This is a genomic window from Bifidobacterium sp. ESL0775, assembly GCF_029395475.1.
Classification (GTDB): Bacteria; Actinomycetota; Actinomycetes; order Actinomycetales; family Bifidobacteriaceae; genus Bifidobacterium.
Genome location: NZ_CP113917.1, coordinates 1,763,827 through 1,781,011 on the forward strand (window position 1 = coordinate 1,763,827; position 17,185 = coordinate 1,781,011).

The window sequence follows — 17,185 nt, forward strand, 5'->3', positions numbered from 1 at the left end:
GTGCAACGTCATCTTCACATTGCACCGGCATCATTATCACAGCCACGTTATTGCGTGCCAACTCATTGTCGGCTTTTTGTCTTCCGTTTCGCCGCGAACCCGTGAATCAGCGACGCCATACCAAGCAACACAGCAAGCACAATCAGCAACGCACCCAGCACAACAAAGCCCAGCGCGATCAGCGAGCGCGCATCCACACCTCCGGATATCGGTGCGAACACCATCGGGAACGCCACTCCGACAATCAGCGTCACCGCTCCGAGGAACAGCGGCAACAAACTCAGCACAATCGTCGCCTTGCTCGGCCCAGCAGGCGGCAGTGGTTTCGGCATCTGCTGCGGCAGGTCGCGCGGCACACGCACGTATGTTCCGGAAGTCGCAGGACCGCTGGCAAAATTCGACGGTGGCACATATCCGGCCTGCTGCGGCGACGCAGATGACACGCTGCCCGTTTCAGCCTCGGTTTTCGCTACCTCTGGCGGTTCATTTTCAGCATTATCGATTTGTACCTGATTATTGTCCTCGACGGCAGCCACATCTACGCCAGTGTTCTGGTCCAGCATGGTCTCAGTAGTATCGTCGTCAACACTTTGAGCCGTAACGACCTCGGTAGTATCATGGTCAACACTTTGAGACGGTATGGCCTCAGTAGTCTCGTCGACAATGTTCTGAGACGGTATGGCCTCCGTCTCAGCCATGCCGTTATCGGAAGTCGGGTTCGTCATTTCGTTCTCCTCATTCGATTCGTTGTTCATTGCCATCACCTCCAATTCGCGTCCGCTTCGCCTTTGGCGAATCGCTCATAGGTCGGCACAGTGCTTTCCGCAGGATATTGCACTGTCACACGGCCTTCGACGATGTAAGGGGCGTCGATGGTGAGTTCAGGGCCATTCTTCGGCATCTTTTTCGTCTCGGTGAGCCACTGGTAGTCTTGATTGGCGCCATAGCCATTGCCGTCACCGATACGCTGGTAACTCATTCCCCCGATACCGGTCTGCGTGTCACGGCCAATGGCCACATAGCCGCTGCCCAACGACTTTGTACCCACTTCACTGCCCGCATACACTCCGTCGACAATGATCGCCCCGTCTTCGGTCTCGACCCTGACCACACTGCCGTCAACCCTGGAATTGGATTCATGGCTCAAGCCGTATGAACAACCCGCCGGAAGGGTGACGAAAACCGTCGTTCGACTGTTGGTCAAATGAATCGTTCCGGTCGGGCAACCGGACTTGACCGTGCTGCCGTCCTTCAACGTGACATCGTGGGTACCGTGCGTTTTGGCGTAATCGCTCAAATCGATATTGACCGCGTCATCGTCGAGCCGATGGCCTTTGATGGCGGTTCCCTGTTTGAGTTTTTTGAGCTGCTGGTCGTTGCTGCCGTCGATGGCTTTGAAACCGCTGACGTCGACTTGGTGATAGGACGCGCTTTCCTGCTCCAAACCGGTCAGCACAGAGGAATAATTAATATCACTAACGATGAAAACTATCGCTACGAACGCGGCAATCCAAACCAAAGGGTGCAAGCCTCCTGCACGATGTCCGGCCAGACCGAGCACCACGATAATCACACCCAGCACTATCAGCACACCGGCAATCCAGCACGTCCCGTATTTGAAAATCGTGCCCATATATCCGCCGTGAATGAAGCAGTTTATTGCGACAAGCGCTCCCGAAAGAAGGATGGCACCCAGCGTGAGCAGGACGATTACAAATCCGGCCGGCTTGCGTCGTGCGCGCCTCGGTCCCCACGTTTTCGTCGCGCTCTGAACCGGAGCTTGTTGGTAAGGCTGCGCCGGCTCGGCCATATAGGTGGGCGGAGCGGCGTAAGCCGGCGACGGGCTTGCGGCGAACGGCGAAGAAGGTTGCGCGGAAGGCTGTCCGTTAAAGCCGGACCCGTTTGGACGTTCATTTTGCGGATTATTCTGCGCGTTTGGAGCGGCAGCGGAATATTCATGATAGTCATTGCCAAAAGGACGCTGTTCGGCGGCATCCTCAGAGCGGTTTTCACCATTTCCCCCATTGACGGAACGATCGGCATTCATATCGCCATTTGACGTATCCTGTTTTAAAACCGCATCATCTTGACGCTTATCCGCATCAGCTCCATCAAAAGGGTCGTCCGCCCTCACATTCCCGGGTTCGCGAAACGTCGCCTCATTGTTTCCTTGCGTCGCAGCTTGTGCATTGTTCTGCCCTTGCTGCCAAGTTTGAGGTGCATACGGAGCTGAGTTCGTATTCGCGTAAAAGGCAGGATTCGCATTGCCGGACTGGCTATACGGCATTGGTCCAGCCTGATATTGACTTTGCGACGGTCGCCATTGCCCTTGATATTGCGTTTGTTGCCCATTATTGGCGAAAGCCGCTCCGCGCTGCTCTTGCGCCTTGTTCGCAAGGCTGTTGATCATGACCAGCAGCACCACCACCGCGATGACGGCGAGCAATACGCCAATACCAGGGAAACAGAACGCGATGACCATGAAAATGATCGGCCCCAGCAATGACCATTGCCAGTGACCGTAAACCAGCTCCTCGCCGGAAATCCTGCCATCGCGGCAATCTGGCAGCAGCACCCAAGCCGCCGCGTAGAAAGCCGCGCCGAAACCGCAAATCAGCGTGGAGGCCGCGACCACCGCACGCACAAAAACGGGGCTCAGCCCATAACGCACCGCGACGCCGTCGCACACGCCGGCAATCCAGCGGTTGTTGCCGCGCATCAACCCGCTGCCGCGGATCCACGCGAAGAATCGGTCGACCTTGTCGTGACGAGGCGGAATGGGATTGTTCATATTGGTCGGCTGTTGGTAGCCGTTGCCGTACGTGTTGTTACTCATGGTTCCATTACAGCACCCGGAAACGCTCGAAAGGGTCAGGGAACACCCTGATTTAACCCTGATTTTTGCTTCGAACGCACCCTGAATCCCGCAAAATCATGCACAATGGAAGTATGAAGCCATCGAACCACGCGTATAGCGACGAACCGAACGCACCACAGACCGCACCCGCAGCAGGTTTTAACAATGCGTCGAATCAGCCGCAACACACGCCTATGCCAAGAACCGACAACGCACCGAATTCACCGCAAAATCCGCAAGCGTCGAGATCTGGCAATACATCGAAACCATCGCAGAATACGCCGTCTTACCAATATGTCGGTCCCCGACAAAACCGGAACGTGCCTTTTGATTCAGCCAACAACCAGGCCTCTCCGCCATCCGGCAACCGGACGCACGCATGGCGGCAATACACGCCCACTAGCGGGTTCCCAGTGACTCCAAAACGCCGTTTACCACTGTTGCGCCCCAAAAAGAAACGCATCTTTTGCGGGGTATGCCGAGGTTTGAGCCTGCATTTGGGTGTGCCCGTGGTTTGGATCCGCTTGGCTTTTGTCGCCGCAACGTTCCTTTTCGGCGCGGGTATCGTGGCCTATATCTTTTTGTGGGCGTTCGTTCCCGTCGGAGACCCGCTTACTGCGGAACGCGACCAGCGTGAGGCGCGCTGGAAAGCCGAGCACGCGCCGTTGTCATACGGGAATGCCGACAATACGGTGACTGGGCAAAACAGGGCTTCCGACGATTCCGAAGCCAGAGATGCCGCCAGCGCCAATAGCACACGGCAATCCCAGTCATCGTCCACTACCAACACCGCCAATGCCGAAAACAACGAAACAAGCAATGGTCCAGAAAACCTCGCCCAAGCATTCAAAAGCGCTTCAAAACCCTCGATTATCGCGTTGGTAGGCATCGCGCTGATCGCGTTGGCCTTGGTTTTGGAGGTCAGTCCTTTACCTGGCGATCTGACGTTCGGCATTTTCATGGCATTGTGCGGCATCGGGATATCCTGGATCCGCTTCAACGCCGAGGACGGGCAGATACGCTATCTGCTGATTGGTGTGGTGCTGATGGCAATTGGCTATTTCATTTGCGCCGATTCCTACACGTTCAGCCATCACCTGCCTCTTTCCGCAGCAATCGCCGGTGTGGCGTTGCTTATTGGTGTAGCGCTGGCCATCATTCCGCTCGCGAACCGGTTCATCCACGAACTGAGCCACGAGCACGCGCTGAAAGAACGCGAGGAAGAACGCGCCGACATGACCGCCCATCTGCATGACGGCGTATTACAAACACTCGCGCTCATCCAGTTGCACAGCGACGAGCCGAAAACCGTGTTCACGCTGGCCCGCAAGCAGGAACGCGAGCTGCGGCGGTGGCTCTATCAGGAACGGATACCCTCGGACCGTTCGGTGAGCAGCGGGCTCAAAGACATAGCGGCGCATATCGAGGACGAATTCGGCGAACCCATCGACGTGGTGACCGTGGGCGACACACAGCCCAGCGCCCAGACTGACGCGCTCCTGAACGCCAGCGAACAGGCCATGTTGAACGCCGCCCAGCACGGCGCTGAGCCGATTTCGGTCTATTGCGAGGTCGGCGGGACGCAGGCCGAGGTCTTTGTGCGCGACCACGGCGACGGGTTCGACCAGGATGCCATTCCGCCGGACAGGCTCGGCATCCGCCAATCCATCATCGGCCGCATCGAACGTCGTGGAGGCAACGTCAACATCGTCTCACGACCGAATTGGGGCACGGAGGTGCACATGACCATGCCGATACCCAAGGAAAACGGCAACGCTGATGGCACAATGGCAGAAGAGACGCAAACGGAAACAGGACAATGAGCGACAGAAGCCGAGACCGAACCATGGTAAACCGCTAAGTACTGAGCAAAAGTGGACGAACACGATCGGCAACAACGCCGATAGGATAATGATGACGAGGAGAAAATGAACGGCGACAAATCAAATGAGACTACGACCGGCATAGGCGAAATGGCCGGCAACGGCGCACAACGCGGGAACGAATCAGACACCAATCACCACGATATCCGCGTGGCGGTGGTTGACGACCACGAGATGTTCCGCGCCGGGGTCATCGCGACGCTGAGCCCGCATTTCACCATCGTCGGGCAGGCGCCGGACGTGGAAGGTTCGGTGGCGATGATCGCCGACACCAAGCCGGACGTGGTGCTGCTCGACGTCCATGTGCCCGGAGGTGAAGGCGGAGGCGGCGCGGAAATACTGCTCAAATCGCACCCGCTCTCCCCTGATTCCGCATTTCTCGCACTTTCCGTTTCCGATTCGCCGAAGGACGTGGGTGCGGTCATCCGTGCGGGGGCTCGCGGCTACGTTACCAAAACAATCAGCGGCGACGACCTGATTTCCTCGATTATCCAGGTCTACGAAGGCTATGCCGTCTTCTCGCCGAAACTGGCCGGATTCGTGCTCTCCACCTTCCAAGGTGCGGGGCAGGCGGAGCACGACAACGAACTCGACAAGCTCTCCCACCGCGAGCAGGAGGTCATGCGCCTCATCGCCCGCGGCTACACCTACAAGGAGATCGCCGCGGAACTGTTCATCTCCGTCAAGACGGTGGAGACGCACGTCAGCGCAGTGCTCAAAAAGCTCCAGCTTTCCAACCGCACCGAGCTGACGCGCTGGGCCGCCGACCGACAGATTGTGTGAAAATGGACTTATTGCGGCTTTCCACGGCTCGACACGACCGATCCCGGCCAGGTTTACCTCAAGCCGACTGCTACCACATACCATCCATCACTTAATTTGTACGATTCTGAATTTACTGGTTTACATTTCTAGATACCAGCAAAAACACATATTCAAAACCAAATTTGGAGCGTAGTCACAGTTAAGCAAACGAGGGTTTCGAATGCTTCTGCGTCAATCTAGGGTATGCGTTTCTGCCGGTATCTTCACTTTTCGGTTTTAGTTTGTTCGCCTATTCACTTCGCGCTCTTGGCTTTTCGGGCATCCAGGAAGCGCAAAATGAACTTGTAGACTTCCGAAACCACCAAGACGGCCAGCGAAAGGCCGATGCATTCCAGCCATTCCATGGGTGTCAGGGGAACCGTTCCGAAGGGCACGTTGAGGAACGGCACATAGACGACCACCAATTGCAATACAATCGAGAGGCCGATCGCGCCCCAAAGCCACTTGTTGGAGAATAAGCCTTTAAAGACGCTTTGCGTGTGCGAACGCGAGCAAAGAGCGTTGACCATCTGTGCGAAGACAAGAATCGTGAAGCCCATCGTGCGCGCCTGCGTCATCTGCGAGGTGTGGCCTCCGCCGAGCGAGCGGTCGGTGAAGAGGCCTCCCGCGAGGTGCATATCCATGCCGATCAGGGTGACCAGCGCCATGGTGATGCCGATGACGATGATGTCCATCCACATCGCGCCGTCGATCACACGGTCGGTGGGCTTGCGCGGACGCCTGCCCATCACGTCCTCTTCGCTCGGGTCGACACCCATCGCCAAAGCCGGCGCCGCATCGGTCAATAGGTTGATCCACAGAAGCTGCGTGGCCAAAAGCGGCACGGTGACGCCCGTGGAGCCGGGCTGCGTGATTCCCAAGAATCCGGCGAGCACCACACCGCCGAACACGGTGAACACCTCGCCCATGTTCGAACTCAGGAGGTAACGCAGGAACTTGCGGATGTTGTCGAAGATGCCGCGTCCCTCGCGCACCGCGTCGACGATGGTGGAGAAGTTGTCGTCGGCCAGGATCATCTTGGCGGATTCCTTGGTGACCTCGGTGCCGGTGATGCCCATCGCCACGCCGATGTCGGCCGCCTTGACGGCCGGAGCGTCGTTGACGCCGTCGCCGGTCATGGCCACGATGTTGTCGTGACGCTGCAGGGACTTGACGATTTTCAGCTTGTGTTCCGGAGCCACGCGCGCGAACACGCTGGTCGTGGCCACTGCCTCGTCAAAGGCCTTGTCATCGTCGTCACGGGCGAACAATTCGTCAAGCTGCGGACCGCTCAGGGTCTTGGGCATGTTTGACATGCTGCTATCTGAAACACCGGCCTTTTGCACGGATTCAGCCATAGCCGTATCCGAGGATTGCGTTGACCCGACGGAATCGACCACGCCTAAATCCTCGGCAATGCGGGCGGCGGTCAGCGGGTGGTCGCCGGTGATCATAATGGTGCGGATGCCGGCGCGGTGCGCCTGCGCGATACTGCCTCGGACTTCGGTACGCGGCGGGTCGATAATGCCGACCGTTCCAGCCCAGATCAGGTCGGATTCGACGGCATCCTGTTGTGCCTCCAAATCGCCGTCGTCTGGGCCATCGTCGAAGCCGTCGATATTGCTCAGGCTATCGGTTCCCAATGGCCTATAAGCCTGACCCAGCGTACGGAAGGCTTGGGAAGACAGACGTTCCACGTCGCTCAGAATGCGTTCGCGGTCCTGCTTGATCAGCGCACGCACTTCAGAGCCGTCGACAATCCGAGTGCAATGGCTGAGCAACACATCGGGGGCGCCTTTGGCAAACACGGAAAGGTTGCCATCTCGTGTGTCCGTCGCTACTACCGACATCATCTTGCGCTCAGAAGTGAAGGGGAATTCCATCTCGCGGTGGAAATCTGCGGCACGACGTTGCAAACCGGCCTTGCGTCCAGCAACAATCAGCGAGACTTCCGTGGGATCGCCTACCGCCTCCCAGCGGTTCTGGTCGGTCTGGTCGTTTTGCCTGTTCTGGTTGGCTTGTCCGTTATCCCCGTATGAGGAACCCTTACTGTCGCCCTTATCATTCTGTTCGTTATGGCCAGCGTTTTCAGCTACGGAATCCTTGACTCTGGCTTTATCGCTTTGTATAGCAACATTGCCGTTGACCTTATTATTAACACTTTGCTGCTGCTCATCATCTTGAACGGACTGCTTATCGTTGAGCTCACCGTCATTGGCCAACATACCGGCCAACAGGACGGCCTCGATCTCAGCAAATTGGGCATCGTCAATACGTCCAGACGCAACAACGTCCATCGACGCCGCCGATGTGGCTTCGCCGTTCGATTCCGTATCAGACTCGTGAGCGTTAATAACGGCAGAATCGGCAGTACCAGCGCCACCAGCGCCCTCAGTATCCTTGTCATCAGTGATCGAAACACCAACAATCTCACCGACCGGCGCATAGCCCGTGCCGGTAATCTTGACCTCGCCACTGGGCGTGACCACCAGTTCCACGGTCATCTCGTTGCGTGTCAGCGTGCCCGTCTTATCCGAGCAGATGACCGAAGCGGAACCTAGAGTCTCAACCGATGAAAGCTTCTTGACGATGGCATGGTGCTTGGCCATGCGCTGCACGCCGAGCGCCAGCACCACCGTCATGATGGCGGCCAGCCCTTCGGGCACAGCGGCGACGGCGAGCGAAACCGCAAGCAGCAGCGAGTCGATGACGTCCTGCGCGCTGTGGAAGCCTTCCATCACGGCGAGCGCGATGATGACCACAACGGCGATGGCGCAAACCGCAAGCCCGAGAATCTTCGAGACGTTGTCCATCTCGTTTTCCAGCGGCGTCTTGCCCTCGTCCGAGGCGGAAAGCATGTCGGCGATCTTGCCGACCTGCGTGTCCATGCCGGTGGCGGTGACCACGGCACGCCCGGCGCCCTGCGTGATGGCGGTGCCATTGAAGACCATGTTGGTGCGGTCGCCGAGTGCCTTGGCCTCGTCAAGTTTTCCAGCCTGTTTGGCCACGGGCACCGATTCGCCGGTCAAGCTGGCTTCGGCCGCACGCAGGGAGGCCGAAAAGACCAATCTGGCATCGGCACCTACCGCGTCGCCCTCGCCAAGCACAAGGACATCACCGGGAACCAGTTGCGTGGTGTCGATGTGCTGCACCTGCCCGTCACGAAGCACCGTGGATTGCGGAGCAGTCATCTTGGCGAGCGCCTCGACCGCCTGCTGGGCGCGCGCGTCCTGAACGTAACCGATGACGGCGTTGACGATAAGGATGAGCACGATGACGATGGCGTCGAACGGCAGCGCTTCCCCGCCTTCGGCTCCCGGATGCGGCATCGCTTTCTCGACGCCCCACGCAATCACCGAAATAACCGTGGCCGCCAAAAGCAAGTAGACCAGCGGATCCTTAAACTGCTCAAGGAATTTCTTCCATTTCGGCACCGGCGGTGCGGCCTTGAGCTTGTTTGTACCGAAGCGTTCGAGACGGCGTTCGGCTTCTTCCGAACTCAAACCGGTTTCGGGATTGACGTCAAGCGCTTTAGCGACGTCATCGGAGGTTTTGAGCGACGGGTCGCCGTCAAGAACCTGCTGCGGATTATTGGATTCGCCTTGGCCGTCAAGCTCCGTGCTTGAGGCAGGCTGCTGGATGTGATCAGTCGAAGGACCAACCATGGTGTTCCCCTCGTTAGCCGCGGAGTAGTCAACCGGACGATGGATTCAGATATCCAATCGCATCGGCTGCGCGGTTATGTGCATGAACGTCCTTATTCTTTCACAGGGGTCTCTACATTCAGCCGAGAACCGCAATCGCAGGCTTTGACGAAACAGTTACGCATAGTTTCGAACCGTTTGGTTCATAAACGTTCAGATTAGACTATTTGCCGATAAACTATTGCATTACAGACTGAAATATGGCTTTAGGAAAATTTGGCTTTACATCACGCACAGGTCGACCGCAAACTTTTGCGCAGGCTATCGGCACCTTTGAACACCACAGCATTCAACCCCATGCCAGACAAGGATTTAACGATTCGTGCATCTTTATATACGAATAACGCACTTTCCGGATCAATACCGAAATCACGAATGGCACCACGGACGAATACCGGATCAGGCAGACGTAGACGGCCAACGGAAGAAGCCCGAAAATCCCGTAATTTCGAAAGCTCAGGGAACTGGCTCTGCGCCAGACGAACATGTTTCGTAGTGGTATTGTCCAATCCCCAAAGCTTTACGCCAGCCTTGTCGAGCTCGCTCAGCAACTCCGCCATTCCTAGCATCATCCCGACGAACCCGTCCTCTTCGTGGTCAAGGTACATTTTGAGCACCCAAGCGATGGCCGGCCCGTGGTGCTTCTCGTAGGAGGCGAGCACCCGTTCCTCGCTCCACCCGCTTTCGAGCATCGCCAGGTAAAACTCCATCCCCCACTCGTCGCACGGGTCAAACATCATATCGGCAATGCCTTCAGGGTATTGCTCGGTAATCGGCCTCCGCCCGTCCCATTCAACGAGCACCCCATCGAGCCCAAACACCACGTCGGTTATTGCCATTTTGATAGCCGAAAGTCCTTTCGTAATTATCAGAAAGTCAAAACCAAATCTGCCCATCGCCATAGTCAAGATGCAAATCTAGTAGACTCGTCCGCCTAACCCATCGTCAAACATCTCTGATTCCGCCCGTTCAGCATTTTGCTCGATCTTCTTCTCGGTTATACCAAACTACTCGAGCAATTCCTCATCACGTTTGCTCACGACGATGCCATAAGCTCGCGATCGATGGCACGACGGATGAATTCACTACGAGAGATGCCCTGTCCTTTGGTCACGCGGTTCATTGCCTTCACACGGGACTCCGCCACCGGCGCTGAAACCGTCTCCATGCGCTCCTTCTCCATGGGCCGTCCCTGCATGACTTGCGAAAAATCAAAATCAGAATAATCACCGGCTTCCACCTTGTCGACCGCACGATTCACATCATCCTCAGTCGTTCCGAAAAGCCTGTACAGTTCCTCATCGCTCATTATCTGCTCCTTCCAAAGCCTAGTCTTCGTTTGATGTCTTGTCGCGGCGGTGTCTGCGCATGTATGACCAGCCACAGGCCACCCGCCTTGCGAATGACGACCAGCTCGACATATCGTCCTCTGCCATCGATGCCGATCGCAATGTAGCGATTCGAATCCTTGTCGAATGCAGGCGTGCAAGCAAGACAGTGGTTCACATCATTGCCACCATACATTCCCGATCGACGAGCCTGCAGGAAGGTAGCCTCTTATAACTCTTCCCGACCGCATGTCACCGGCTCCCATGTCTCAGACCGGGACATCGTCAATTGTTTCATCGCCCGTATCAACCACATTCACAGCACATCATCGTGGCTGCCGGTGCGGGTGAGAGTAAGTGTGAGCGTCTTGTTGACGATTTGATAGACAAGCAGCCAATCTCCCTCGACGTGCAACTCACGGAACGATTTGAGGTTACCTTTCAAAGCGTGATCGCGATACCGGGTTCTCAGCACTTCCTTGTCCTGAGCCTGCAGCACGTCCAAGGCCCGATTGAGTTTACCCATATCGTAATGTTTACGTTTGAGCTTACGGACGTCACGCAGAAACGCCGGTTCATAAGCCACTTCAAACATTGTCAATGATGTCCTTCATCTCATCCATGCTTCCCACATAGACCGGCTTCTCGCGCGCTGCTTCAAGCACGGCGTTCTCGAACGGGGAAATCGAGGTAGGACGGAACGGCAAACCCCCATCCTTCACCGACTGCGCCAAAAAGAGATTGACCGCCGTTCCCAAATCGATTCCCAACGAATCGAAAAGCGCCTCCGCCTGTTCCTTAAGCGTCTTTTTAGTACTGATTTGGATACGCGTACGTGCTGCTGAGACTTGCATGATTTACTCCTTTTTAAGTTAAATTTACTCTTGTTTACGTTACCTTTCAAGTTATTACTATGACTACCCACTTCCTTAAAAGAACTCAGCTTAACTTGCCTGCACACAGGTAGGACAGCTCACTACAAAAACTCCCACAAACAGGAGCCATACGGTTACAAGCCCAGATTGGCATATTACATTTTCCTGCGAAATCACCCAATTGCCGAGAAGAGGGGCAAGCTCAATGAACGCAATTTTCTCGCCCCGCATTTCGCCCCGTTAGAGAAAGCTATAGAAGTATATCGACGAGGATATATACAGTTACTGCAGATGAACGCGCATAACACCGAAATCGTTGCCGTCACTGGCTTTTCGATAAAGAAAATAGGCTCCGGATAGACCTAGTATCCGGAACCTATTTTATAATGCGGACAGGGCGAGATTCGAACTCGCGGAGGATTGCTCCTCAACGGTTTTCAAGACCGTCTCTTTCGGCCGCTCAGACACCTGTCCATGTTGCATTAACGGCTTGCACCGCAAACGCAACGAATGAAATTATAACAACCGCCCGCAGACAGCAGGCGCATCGTCGTACGAGTCGTTAGACGAGTCACTGCTACAGCCATTAAACAAACAACCGTAGCAATGAAAGCTCAGCCTCACGCCTCCCACTTGGTGGGCTCGATGACCTCGCGGCCGCCCATGTAGGGGCGCATGGCCTTCGGGATCTCGATGGAGCCGTCCTTCTGCTGATGGTTCTCGAGAATGGCGACAAGCCAACGCGTGGTGGCCAGTGTGCCGTTCAACGTGGAAACCGGACGGGTGGAGCCGTCCTCGGTGCGCTCGCGGATGTTGAGGCGGCGCGCCTGGTACTCGGTGCAGTTGGAGGTGGACGTGAGCTCGCGGTAACGGCCCTGAGACGGCACCCAAGCCTCGTTGTCGAATTTGCGCGCGGCGGAGGAACCGAGGTCACCAGCGGCGGTGTCGATGGTGCGGTAAGGCACCTCGACCTTAGCCAGCATCTGCTCCTCCATGCCGAGCAGCTGCTTGTGCATCTCACGGGATTCCTCCTGCTTGCAGTAGACGAACATCTCCACCTTGTCGAACTGGTGGACGCGGATGATGCCGGAGGTGTCCTTACCGGCAGCACCGGCCTCGCGACGGTAGCAGCTCGACCAGCCGCAGTACTTCAGCGGGCCGTTGCCAAGATCCAGGATCTCGTTCTCATGCATGCCGGCAAGCGCCACTTCGGAAGTACCCACCAGGTACTGGTCATCAGGCTCACGCAGGCGGTAGATCTCATCGGCGTGTGAGTTCAGGAAACCGGTTCCAGCCATGACCTCGGGGCGCACCAGTGTCGGCGTGATGGCGAGCGTGAAGCCGTTCTCCTCGGCTTGGTCAACGGCCATAGTGAGCATGGCGATCTGCATGCGGGCGACGGCGCCGCGCAGGAAATAGAAGCGCGAGCCGGAGACCTTGACGCCACGGCGCATGTCGATGCCGGCCACGCCGACACCCAGCGTCAGATGGTCCTTGGGCTCGAAGCCCTCGGCCTTGAAATCACGCGGCGTGCCGACCTTCTGCACCACCACGTAATCGTCCTCGCCGCCTTCGGGAGCCTCGGGCTCGACGACGTTGGAGAACTGCCACATGGCCTTGGTGTAAGCCTCGGCGGCATCGTCCGAAGTCTTCTTGTATTCGGCGACCTTGTTGGCGAGGTCCTTGGTCTGCGCAATCAGCGCGGCCTTCTCGTCGGGCGCCGCGGAGGCGACCTTCTTGCCCATGGCCTTCTGGCTGGCACGCGCCTCCTCGTACGATTTGAGCGCGGAACGACGGGTCTCGTCCTGCTTCAAGACCTCGTCGACGAGTTCTACGGATTCGCCGCGCTTGCGCTGGGATTCGCGCACAACGTCGGGATGTTCACGGATAAATTGGATATCTAGCATACTTCAAGCCTACTTGTGTAAAAGGACACCTACGGCGGGTTTGCGGCCCTTCCGTAGGTGAGGTTTTGACTTCATTACCTATTGATTAGCGTTATCAGTTAATAACAGTGTTACTATCAATTTTTGATAACGCCTGGCACCACGAATCACATGAATAACTCGACGATGTTGTAGAAAATCGCGCTGACCGCGACCACACCGACGACCACGATGAAGACGTTGCTGATCTTGTGGGAGTACTTCTTGAGCGCCGGCACCTTGTGGACGCCGTACATCGGCAGCAGCAGGAGCACGAAGGCGATCAGCGGTCCGGCCATGGTCTCGATCATGCCGATGGCGGATGGGTTGGCCCAGGCGACAAACCAGCAGGCAAGGAACATCAGGATGTTGACGACGACGTTGAGCTTCTTGCGCTCGACCACCACGCCTCTGGCATGCGTTATCTTGCGGATGATGCCGCCAAGGCCCTCTTCAACCCCAAGGTAATGGCCAAGGAACGCCTTGAAGATGCAGACGAACGCGGTGATGGAGGCGACCCAGGAGATGGCCGGCGTATTGAGCACGTTAGCGAGATAGCTCAGGATGGAGACGTTCTGCGCCTTGGCCTTCACCAAGTCGCCGGGCGTCAGCGCAAGGTCGCTGCTCAACACGAAGAAGAGCACGACGGTGACCATCATGGGCTCGCCGAGTTTGAGGATCTTGCCGATCTTCTCGTCGGAATACCTGCCATAGCGTTTGCGGACGTTCACGGAGAATGAGGAGACGATGGCGGAGTGGTCGAAGGTGAGCACGATGACGGGAACCAGAAGCCACAAATCGAGCGCGAGCGTGCCGAAATCGAACGCGCCGGAAGCGTTTCTGGGGAAGCTGGTGAGCATGGAGGGGTTCCAGCGCGGGATGAGGTAGAGCGCGAAAATCACCAGAACGGCGATGACCGGCCAGGTCAGCCAGCTCATCACGCGGGTGACGGCGCGGGTGCCGCAGGTCATGATGAGGATGAGCACCGCGACGATTACGAGGGAAAGCAGCCAACGAGGCGGCGTGGACATGTGCAGCTGGTTGACGATGAAGCTTTGCGCGGTGTTGGTGATGGAGACGGAATACATCAGAAGAATGACCAGAACCTCGACGAAATAGATGATGGTGAAGGCCATGCCGAAACCAAAGCCGAAATGCTGCTCGACGACGTCAGTGATGTCGTCGCCGGGGTTCTTGGCCGAAAGCACGAACCGGCACATCGCCCGGTGCGCGAAATAGGCCAGCGGGTAGGCCACGAGCAACATGAGCACGATGCCGATGATGCCCGCACCGCCCGCGTCGATGGGCAGGAACAGGACGCCCGCGCCGATGGCCGTGCCGAATAGGCTCAGCATCCAACGCACGTCCTGTCCGTGCCACTTCAGCGCGTACGCTTTGCCATCCTTGTCGGTCTGCGCCTCAGTCGATTCGCCGACTTGTGCGCCGTCCGCTCGTCGTTTCACCGGTTGTTCTTCTGCTCTCGTCATGGCAATCCACTTTCCCTCATGTTTGTTGGATTTTTGAAAATTCGCTCCGATGGGTCACTGCCCAATAAGAGGCAAAACATCACAGTTTACCGGGCAGATCATGCCGTTGCGATATGCGATATTCGAGTGTCTACTTAAATCCGACGAATCAATCCGAAATATCGCCGCTTACGACGACCGACGACGAATGCGATCGGCTGGTCGAAGCGAAAATGCTCATGTTTTGGGCAATCAAGGAGCGGCACACGGCGTTTGCTGTGGTGCCAAACTCATTTCCCAAATCGAACATGGCTCCAACGATAATGGCGGATGTCGAAAAAAGACAAATATCATGACATATTTTGAGACGGGGGCGTGTAGGGTTCGTTCATTTTTGTTACAGCTTTGGGCGCAACGTCAGTGAGGCGCGTCACAATAGAGCCATGCCTAGGACTGTGCTTTACATCATCATCGCCGTGGTCGCGGCATGCGTTCTCGCCGTCGCCGCAGCGTTGATATGGCGCGCCTGGAAGCGCTGGCGCAGGGTGCAGAAGCTCAACGAACGCGACGATGACCAAGTCCGTTACGCCTTCATCATCAACCCTTCCAAACCACAGGCCGCGCGGGCACGACTGCATATCGAGGAATTCTGCAAAGACCACAGGATTACCGACATCGAGTTCATCGAGACGACGCTTAAACGCGACGGACGCGTTTGCGCACTTGAGGCGCTTGGACGCGGTGCCGACGTCCTGGTGGCGGTTGGTGGCGACGGCACCGTGCGCACCGTGGCGAGCGCGGTGAGCGGCACAGGCCACACCTTGGGCATCATTCCCATCGGCACCGGCAATCTTTTCGCACGTAACATGGGCATTCCCGTCGACGACATCACCGCGGCCCTGACCATCGCGACCTCGCACGGCGAGCGGATGGTCGACATGGGGCGCATGGCCCTGCTTGACCGGCCCGAAGACGACCACGCCCACGCTTTCCTGATTATCGCCGGCATCGGCTTCGACGCCGACATGATCAGCGACACCGATCCGCAGCTCAAGAAAAGCATCAGTTGGCTCGCCTATTTCTCCGGTGGCATGAAGCACCTGTTCGCACCGAAATACCGTGGGGCCGTCACCATCACCAGCGCCGACGGCAGCTCGCACACCGTCGGGGAGGTGCATTTCCGCACCTTCATGGCCGGCAATTGCGGCCAGATTCCGGTGTTCTCGCTGATGCCTGACGCCTCGTTCGACGACGGCTTGCTCGATTTCGAGATCATCGACACTTCCGGCGGCATCTTGGGCTGGATGAACCTCTTCGGCGATGTCATGCATCAAACCATTACCGGCAAGGCGCAGCAAAGCCCGCTTTCCACCAATTCCACCATGGACCAGATCCAAGGCGTCAGCGCCGAGATCAGGCTCGAAAAGCCGGCGCTGGCCCAGGTCGACGGCGACATGCTCGGCTCCACCAGCCACATCCGCTTCAGCGTCGAGCAAAAGTCGTTGCGCGTGCGCGTTCCGGCCAAGGCGGAACTCGAACAATAACGCGCAACGCAGGCATTATGCCTCGTAATCGGATTCCTCTTTAAACTCAGCCACTCAACAATGAAGGCAGACATCGTTGCAATGCCTGCCTTCATGTCGAATCGGAAACCGAACAGATACGTCTATTTCGAAATCGTCGAACCGGAATAGCTTCTACTTCACTTCGCATAACCAGTCAGTTCCAGCTTCTTCGAGACATATTCCCCGATATACACGCCGTTGGTGCCTTCGTAGCCCTGTTTCTTGACCTCGCCCTCGAGCCATTCCTTGTCATGGCCGATGGCCTCGAGCACGTCGGTGTCGACCTGACCGTCGACGATCAGCGGCAGACGCAACGTCTCGTCGCCGTAGCAGATGACGGTCAACTGGCCGTTCTGCTCGAAGTAGGCCTTCAGAACCTTGGAAATCTCGTAGACACCCTGTGCGCGCAGCTTGAGCATGAGGTCGCTGGCGGAGACGCCCTTGCGCATGCAGGTGGCGACATCGACCTTGCCGTGCGAGATGAGCATGACCGGGCTGCCGTCGATGAGTTTCTTGAAGAACCGGCTGTTTTCCTTGGCGAACTTGATGATCATGCACAGCAGCATCCATGTGACCAGCACGAAAACGAACTGGAGCACGGTGATCTGCTCGTTGTAGATCACGCCGCCGATGATGGCGCCGAGCACGTAGTTCTGGATCTGGTCCATGGCGCTGGTGGGCGCGAGGTTGGATTTGCCGAAGAGGTTGATGTGGACGATGAGGAAGACGATGCCCACGACGAGCTTGATGATAAGTGTGGTGCTGATAAGCATTGCGG

Annotated in this window: 13 protein-coding genes, 1 tRNA gene and 1 pseudogene; 3 read left to right on the top strand and 12 right to left on the bottom strand. The window is 57.0% G+C overall.

The genetic code is table 11. The features are described 5' to 3' along the window. Positions 1–62 precede the first annotated feature (62 nt). Positions 63–755, bottom strand: coding sequence for a hypothetical protein (locus OZX73_RS06770; protein WP_277148796.1), 693 nt, complete (start codon positions 753–755; stop codon positions 63–65). A gap of 5 nt (positions 756–760) precedes the next feature. Then, positions 761–2,836: a PspC domain-containing protein gene (locus OZX73_RS06775; protein WP_277148798.1), complete on the bottom strand. Its 2,076-nt coding sequence runs from the start codon at positions 2,834–2,836 to the stop codon at positions 761–763. Positions 2,837–3,270: 434 nt separating this feature from the next. On the opposite strand from OZX73_RS06775, the gene OZX73_RS06780 reads away from it, so the two are divergent. Both OZX73_RS06780 and OZX73_RS06785 read left to right on the top strand, forming a co-directional pair. Beyond that, positions 3,271–4,680: an ATP-binding protein gene (locus OZX73_RS06780; RefSeq protein WP_277150954.1), complete on the top strand. Its 1,410-nt coding sequence runs from the start codon at positions 3,271–3,273 to the stop codon at positions 4,678–4,680. 150 nt (positions 4,681–4,830) lie between these two features. Beyond that, entirely contained in the window at positions 4,831–5,523 is a 693-nt protein-coding gene (locus OZX73_RS06785) for a response regulator transcription factor (protein ID WP_277150955.1), read from the top strand. Between the two features lie 275 nt (positions 5,524–5,798). On the opposite strand, the gene OZX73_RS08820 is transcribed toward OZX73_RS06785, so the two are convergent. From OZX73_RS08820 to OZX73_RS06825, 9 genes and pseudogenes are all read right to left on the bottom strand, one after another. Beyond that, the gene (locus OZX73_RS08820) at positions 5,799–7,841 is read right to left on the bottom strand and encodes a cation-translocating P-type ATPase (RefSeq protein WP_348519477.1); all 2,043 of its coding nucleotides are present in this window, start codon (positions 7,839–7,841) and stop codon (positions 5,799–5,801) included. A gap of 126 nt (positions 7,842–7,967) precedes the next feature. After that, positions 7,968–9,209: pseudogene (locus OZX73_RS08825) on the bottom strand (HAD-IC family P-type ATPase); the annotation flags it as partial. A gap of 266 nt (positions 9,210–9,475) precedes the next feature. Next, entirely contained in the window at positions 9,476–10,156 is a 681-nt protein-coding gene (locus OZX73_RS06795) for a hypothetical protein (RefSeq protein ID WP_277148802.1), read from the bottom strand. A gap of 128 nt (positions 10,157–10,284) precedes the next feature. Then, positions 10,285–10,557, bottom strand: coding sequence for a hypothetical protein (locus tag OZX73_RS06800; protein ID WP_277148804.1), 273 nt, complete (start codon positions 10,555–10,557; stop codon positions 10,285–10,287). Between the two features lie 335 nt (positions 10,558–10,892). Continuing rightward, complete coding sequence (locus OZX73_RS06805; RefSeq protein WP_277148806.1) at positions 10,893–11,171, bottom strand: type II toxin-antitoxin system YafQ family toxin; 279 nt, start codon at positions 11,169–11,171, stop codon at positions 10,893–10,895. Then, entirely contained in the window at positions 11,164–11,430 is a 267-nt protein-coding gene (locus OZX73_RS06810; protein WP_277148808.1) for a type II toxin-antitoxin system RelB/DinJ family antitoxin, read from the bottom strand. The genes OZX73_RS06805 and OZX73_RS06810 overlap by 8 nt, the downstream gene beginning before the upstream one ends. 410 nt (positions 11,431–11,840) lie before the next feature. Further along, positions 11,841–11,925: transfer RNA gene (locus tag OZX73_RS06815), tRNA-Ser, on the bottom strand. A gap of 146 nt (positions 11,926–12,071) precedes the next feature. After that, positions 12,072–13,358 carry a serine--tRNA ligase gene (serS, locus tag OZX73_RS06820; protein ID WP_277148810.1) on the bottom strand — a complete coding sequence of 429 codons (1,287 nt, stop codon included), beginning with the start codon at positions 13,356–13,358 and terminating at the stop codon, positions 12,072–12,074. 146 nt (positions 13,359–13,504) lie between these two features. Next, on the bottom strand, positions 13,505–14,863 hold the full coding sequence (locus OZX73_RS06825) for an aromatic amino acid transport family protein (RefSeq protein WP_277148812.1): 1,359 nt from the start codon (positions 14,861–14,863) through the stop codon (positions 13,505–13,507). A 422-nt stretch (positions 14,864–15,285) separates the two neighbouring features. Here OZX73_RS06825 and OZX73_RS06830 point away from each other — a divergent pair, with 422 nt between their 5' ends. Then, positions 15,286–16,386, top strand: a complete 1,101-nt coding sequence (locus OZX73_RS06830) for a diacylglycerol kinase family protein (protein WP_277148814.1) — start codon at positions 15,286–15,288, stop codon at positions 16,384–16,386. Between the two features lie 158 nt (positions 16,387–16,544). Here OZX73_RS06830 and OZX73_RS06835 read toward each other — a convergent pair whose 3' ends face one another. Beyond that, positions 16,545–17,180 carry a DUF421 domain-containing protein gene (locus tag OZX73_RS06835; RefSeq protein WP_277148816.1) on the bottom strand — a complete coding sequence of 212 codons (636 nt, stop codon included), beginning with the start codon at positions 17,178–17,180 and terminating at the stop codon, positions 16,545–16,547. Positions 17,181–17,185 lie beyond the last annotated feature (5 nt).

Excerpts from the sequence above, each read along its gene's own strand:
- OZX73_RS06770 (WP_277148796.1), bottom strand. The coding sequence starts at position 755 with ATGAACAACGAATCGAATGAGGAGAACGAAATGACGAACCCGACTTCC.
- OZX73_RS06775 (WP_277148798.1), bottom strand. The coding sequence starts at position 2,836 with ATGAGTAACAACACGTACGGCAACGGCTACCAACAGCCGACCAATATG.
- OZX73_RS06785 (WP_277150955.1), top strand. The coding sequence starts at position 4,831 with ATGGCCGGCAACGGCGCACAACGCGGGAACGAATCAGACACCAATCAC.
- OZX73_RS08820 (WP_348519477.1), bottom strand. The coding sequence starts at position 7,841 with ATGGACGTTGTTGCGTCTGGACGTATTGACGATGCCCAATTTGCTGAG.
- OZX73_RS06800 (WP_277148804.1), bottom strand. The coding sequence starts at position 10,557 with ATGAGCGATGAGGAACTGTACAGGCTTTTCGGAACGACTGAGGATGAT.
- OZX73_RS06805 (WP_277148806.1), bottom strand. The coding sequence starts at position 11,171 with ATGTTTGAAGTGGCTTATGAACCGGCGTTTCTGCGTGACGTCCGTAAG.
- OZX73_RS06810 (WP_277148808.1), bottom strand. The coding sequence starts at position 11,430 with ATGCAAGTCTCAGCAGCACGTACGCGTATCCAAATCAGTACTAAAAAG.
- serS (WP_277148810.1), bottom strand. The coding sequence starts at position 13,358 with ATGCTAGATATCCAATTTATCCGTGAACATCCCGACGTTGTGCGCGAA.
- OZX73_RS06825 (WP_277148812.1), bottom strand. The coding sequence starts at position 14,863 with ATGACGAGAGCAGAAGAACAACCGGTGAAACGACGAGCGGACGGCGCA.
- OZX73_RS06830 (WP_277148814.1), top strand. The coding sequence starts at position 15,286 with ATGCCTAGGACTGTGCTTTACATCATCATCGCCGTGGTCGCGGCATGC.
- OZX73_RS06835 (WP_277148816.1), bottom strand. The coding sequence starts at position 17,180 with ATGCTTATCAGCACCACACTTATCATCAAGCTCGTCGTGGGCATCGTC.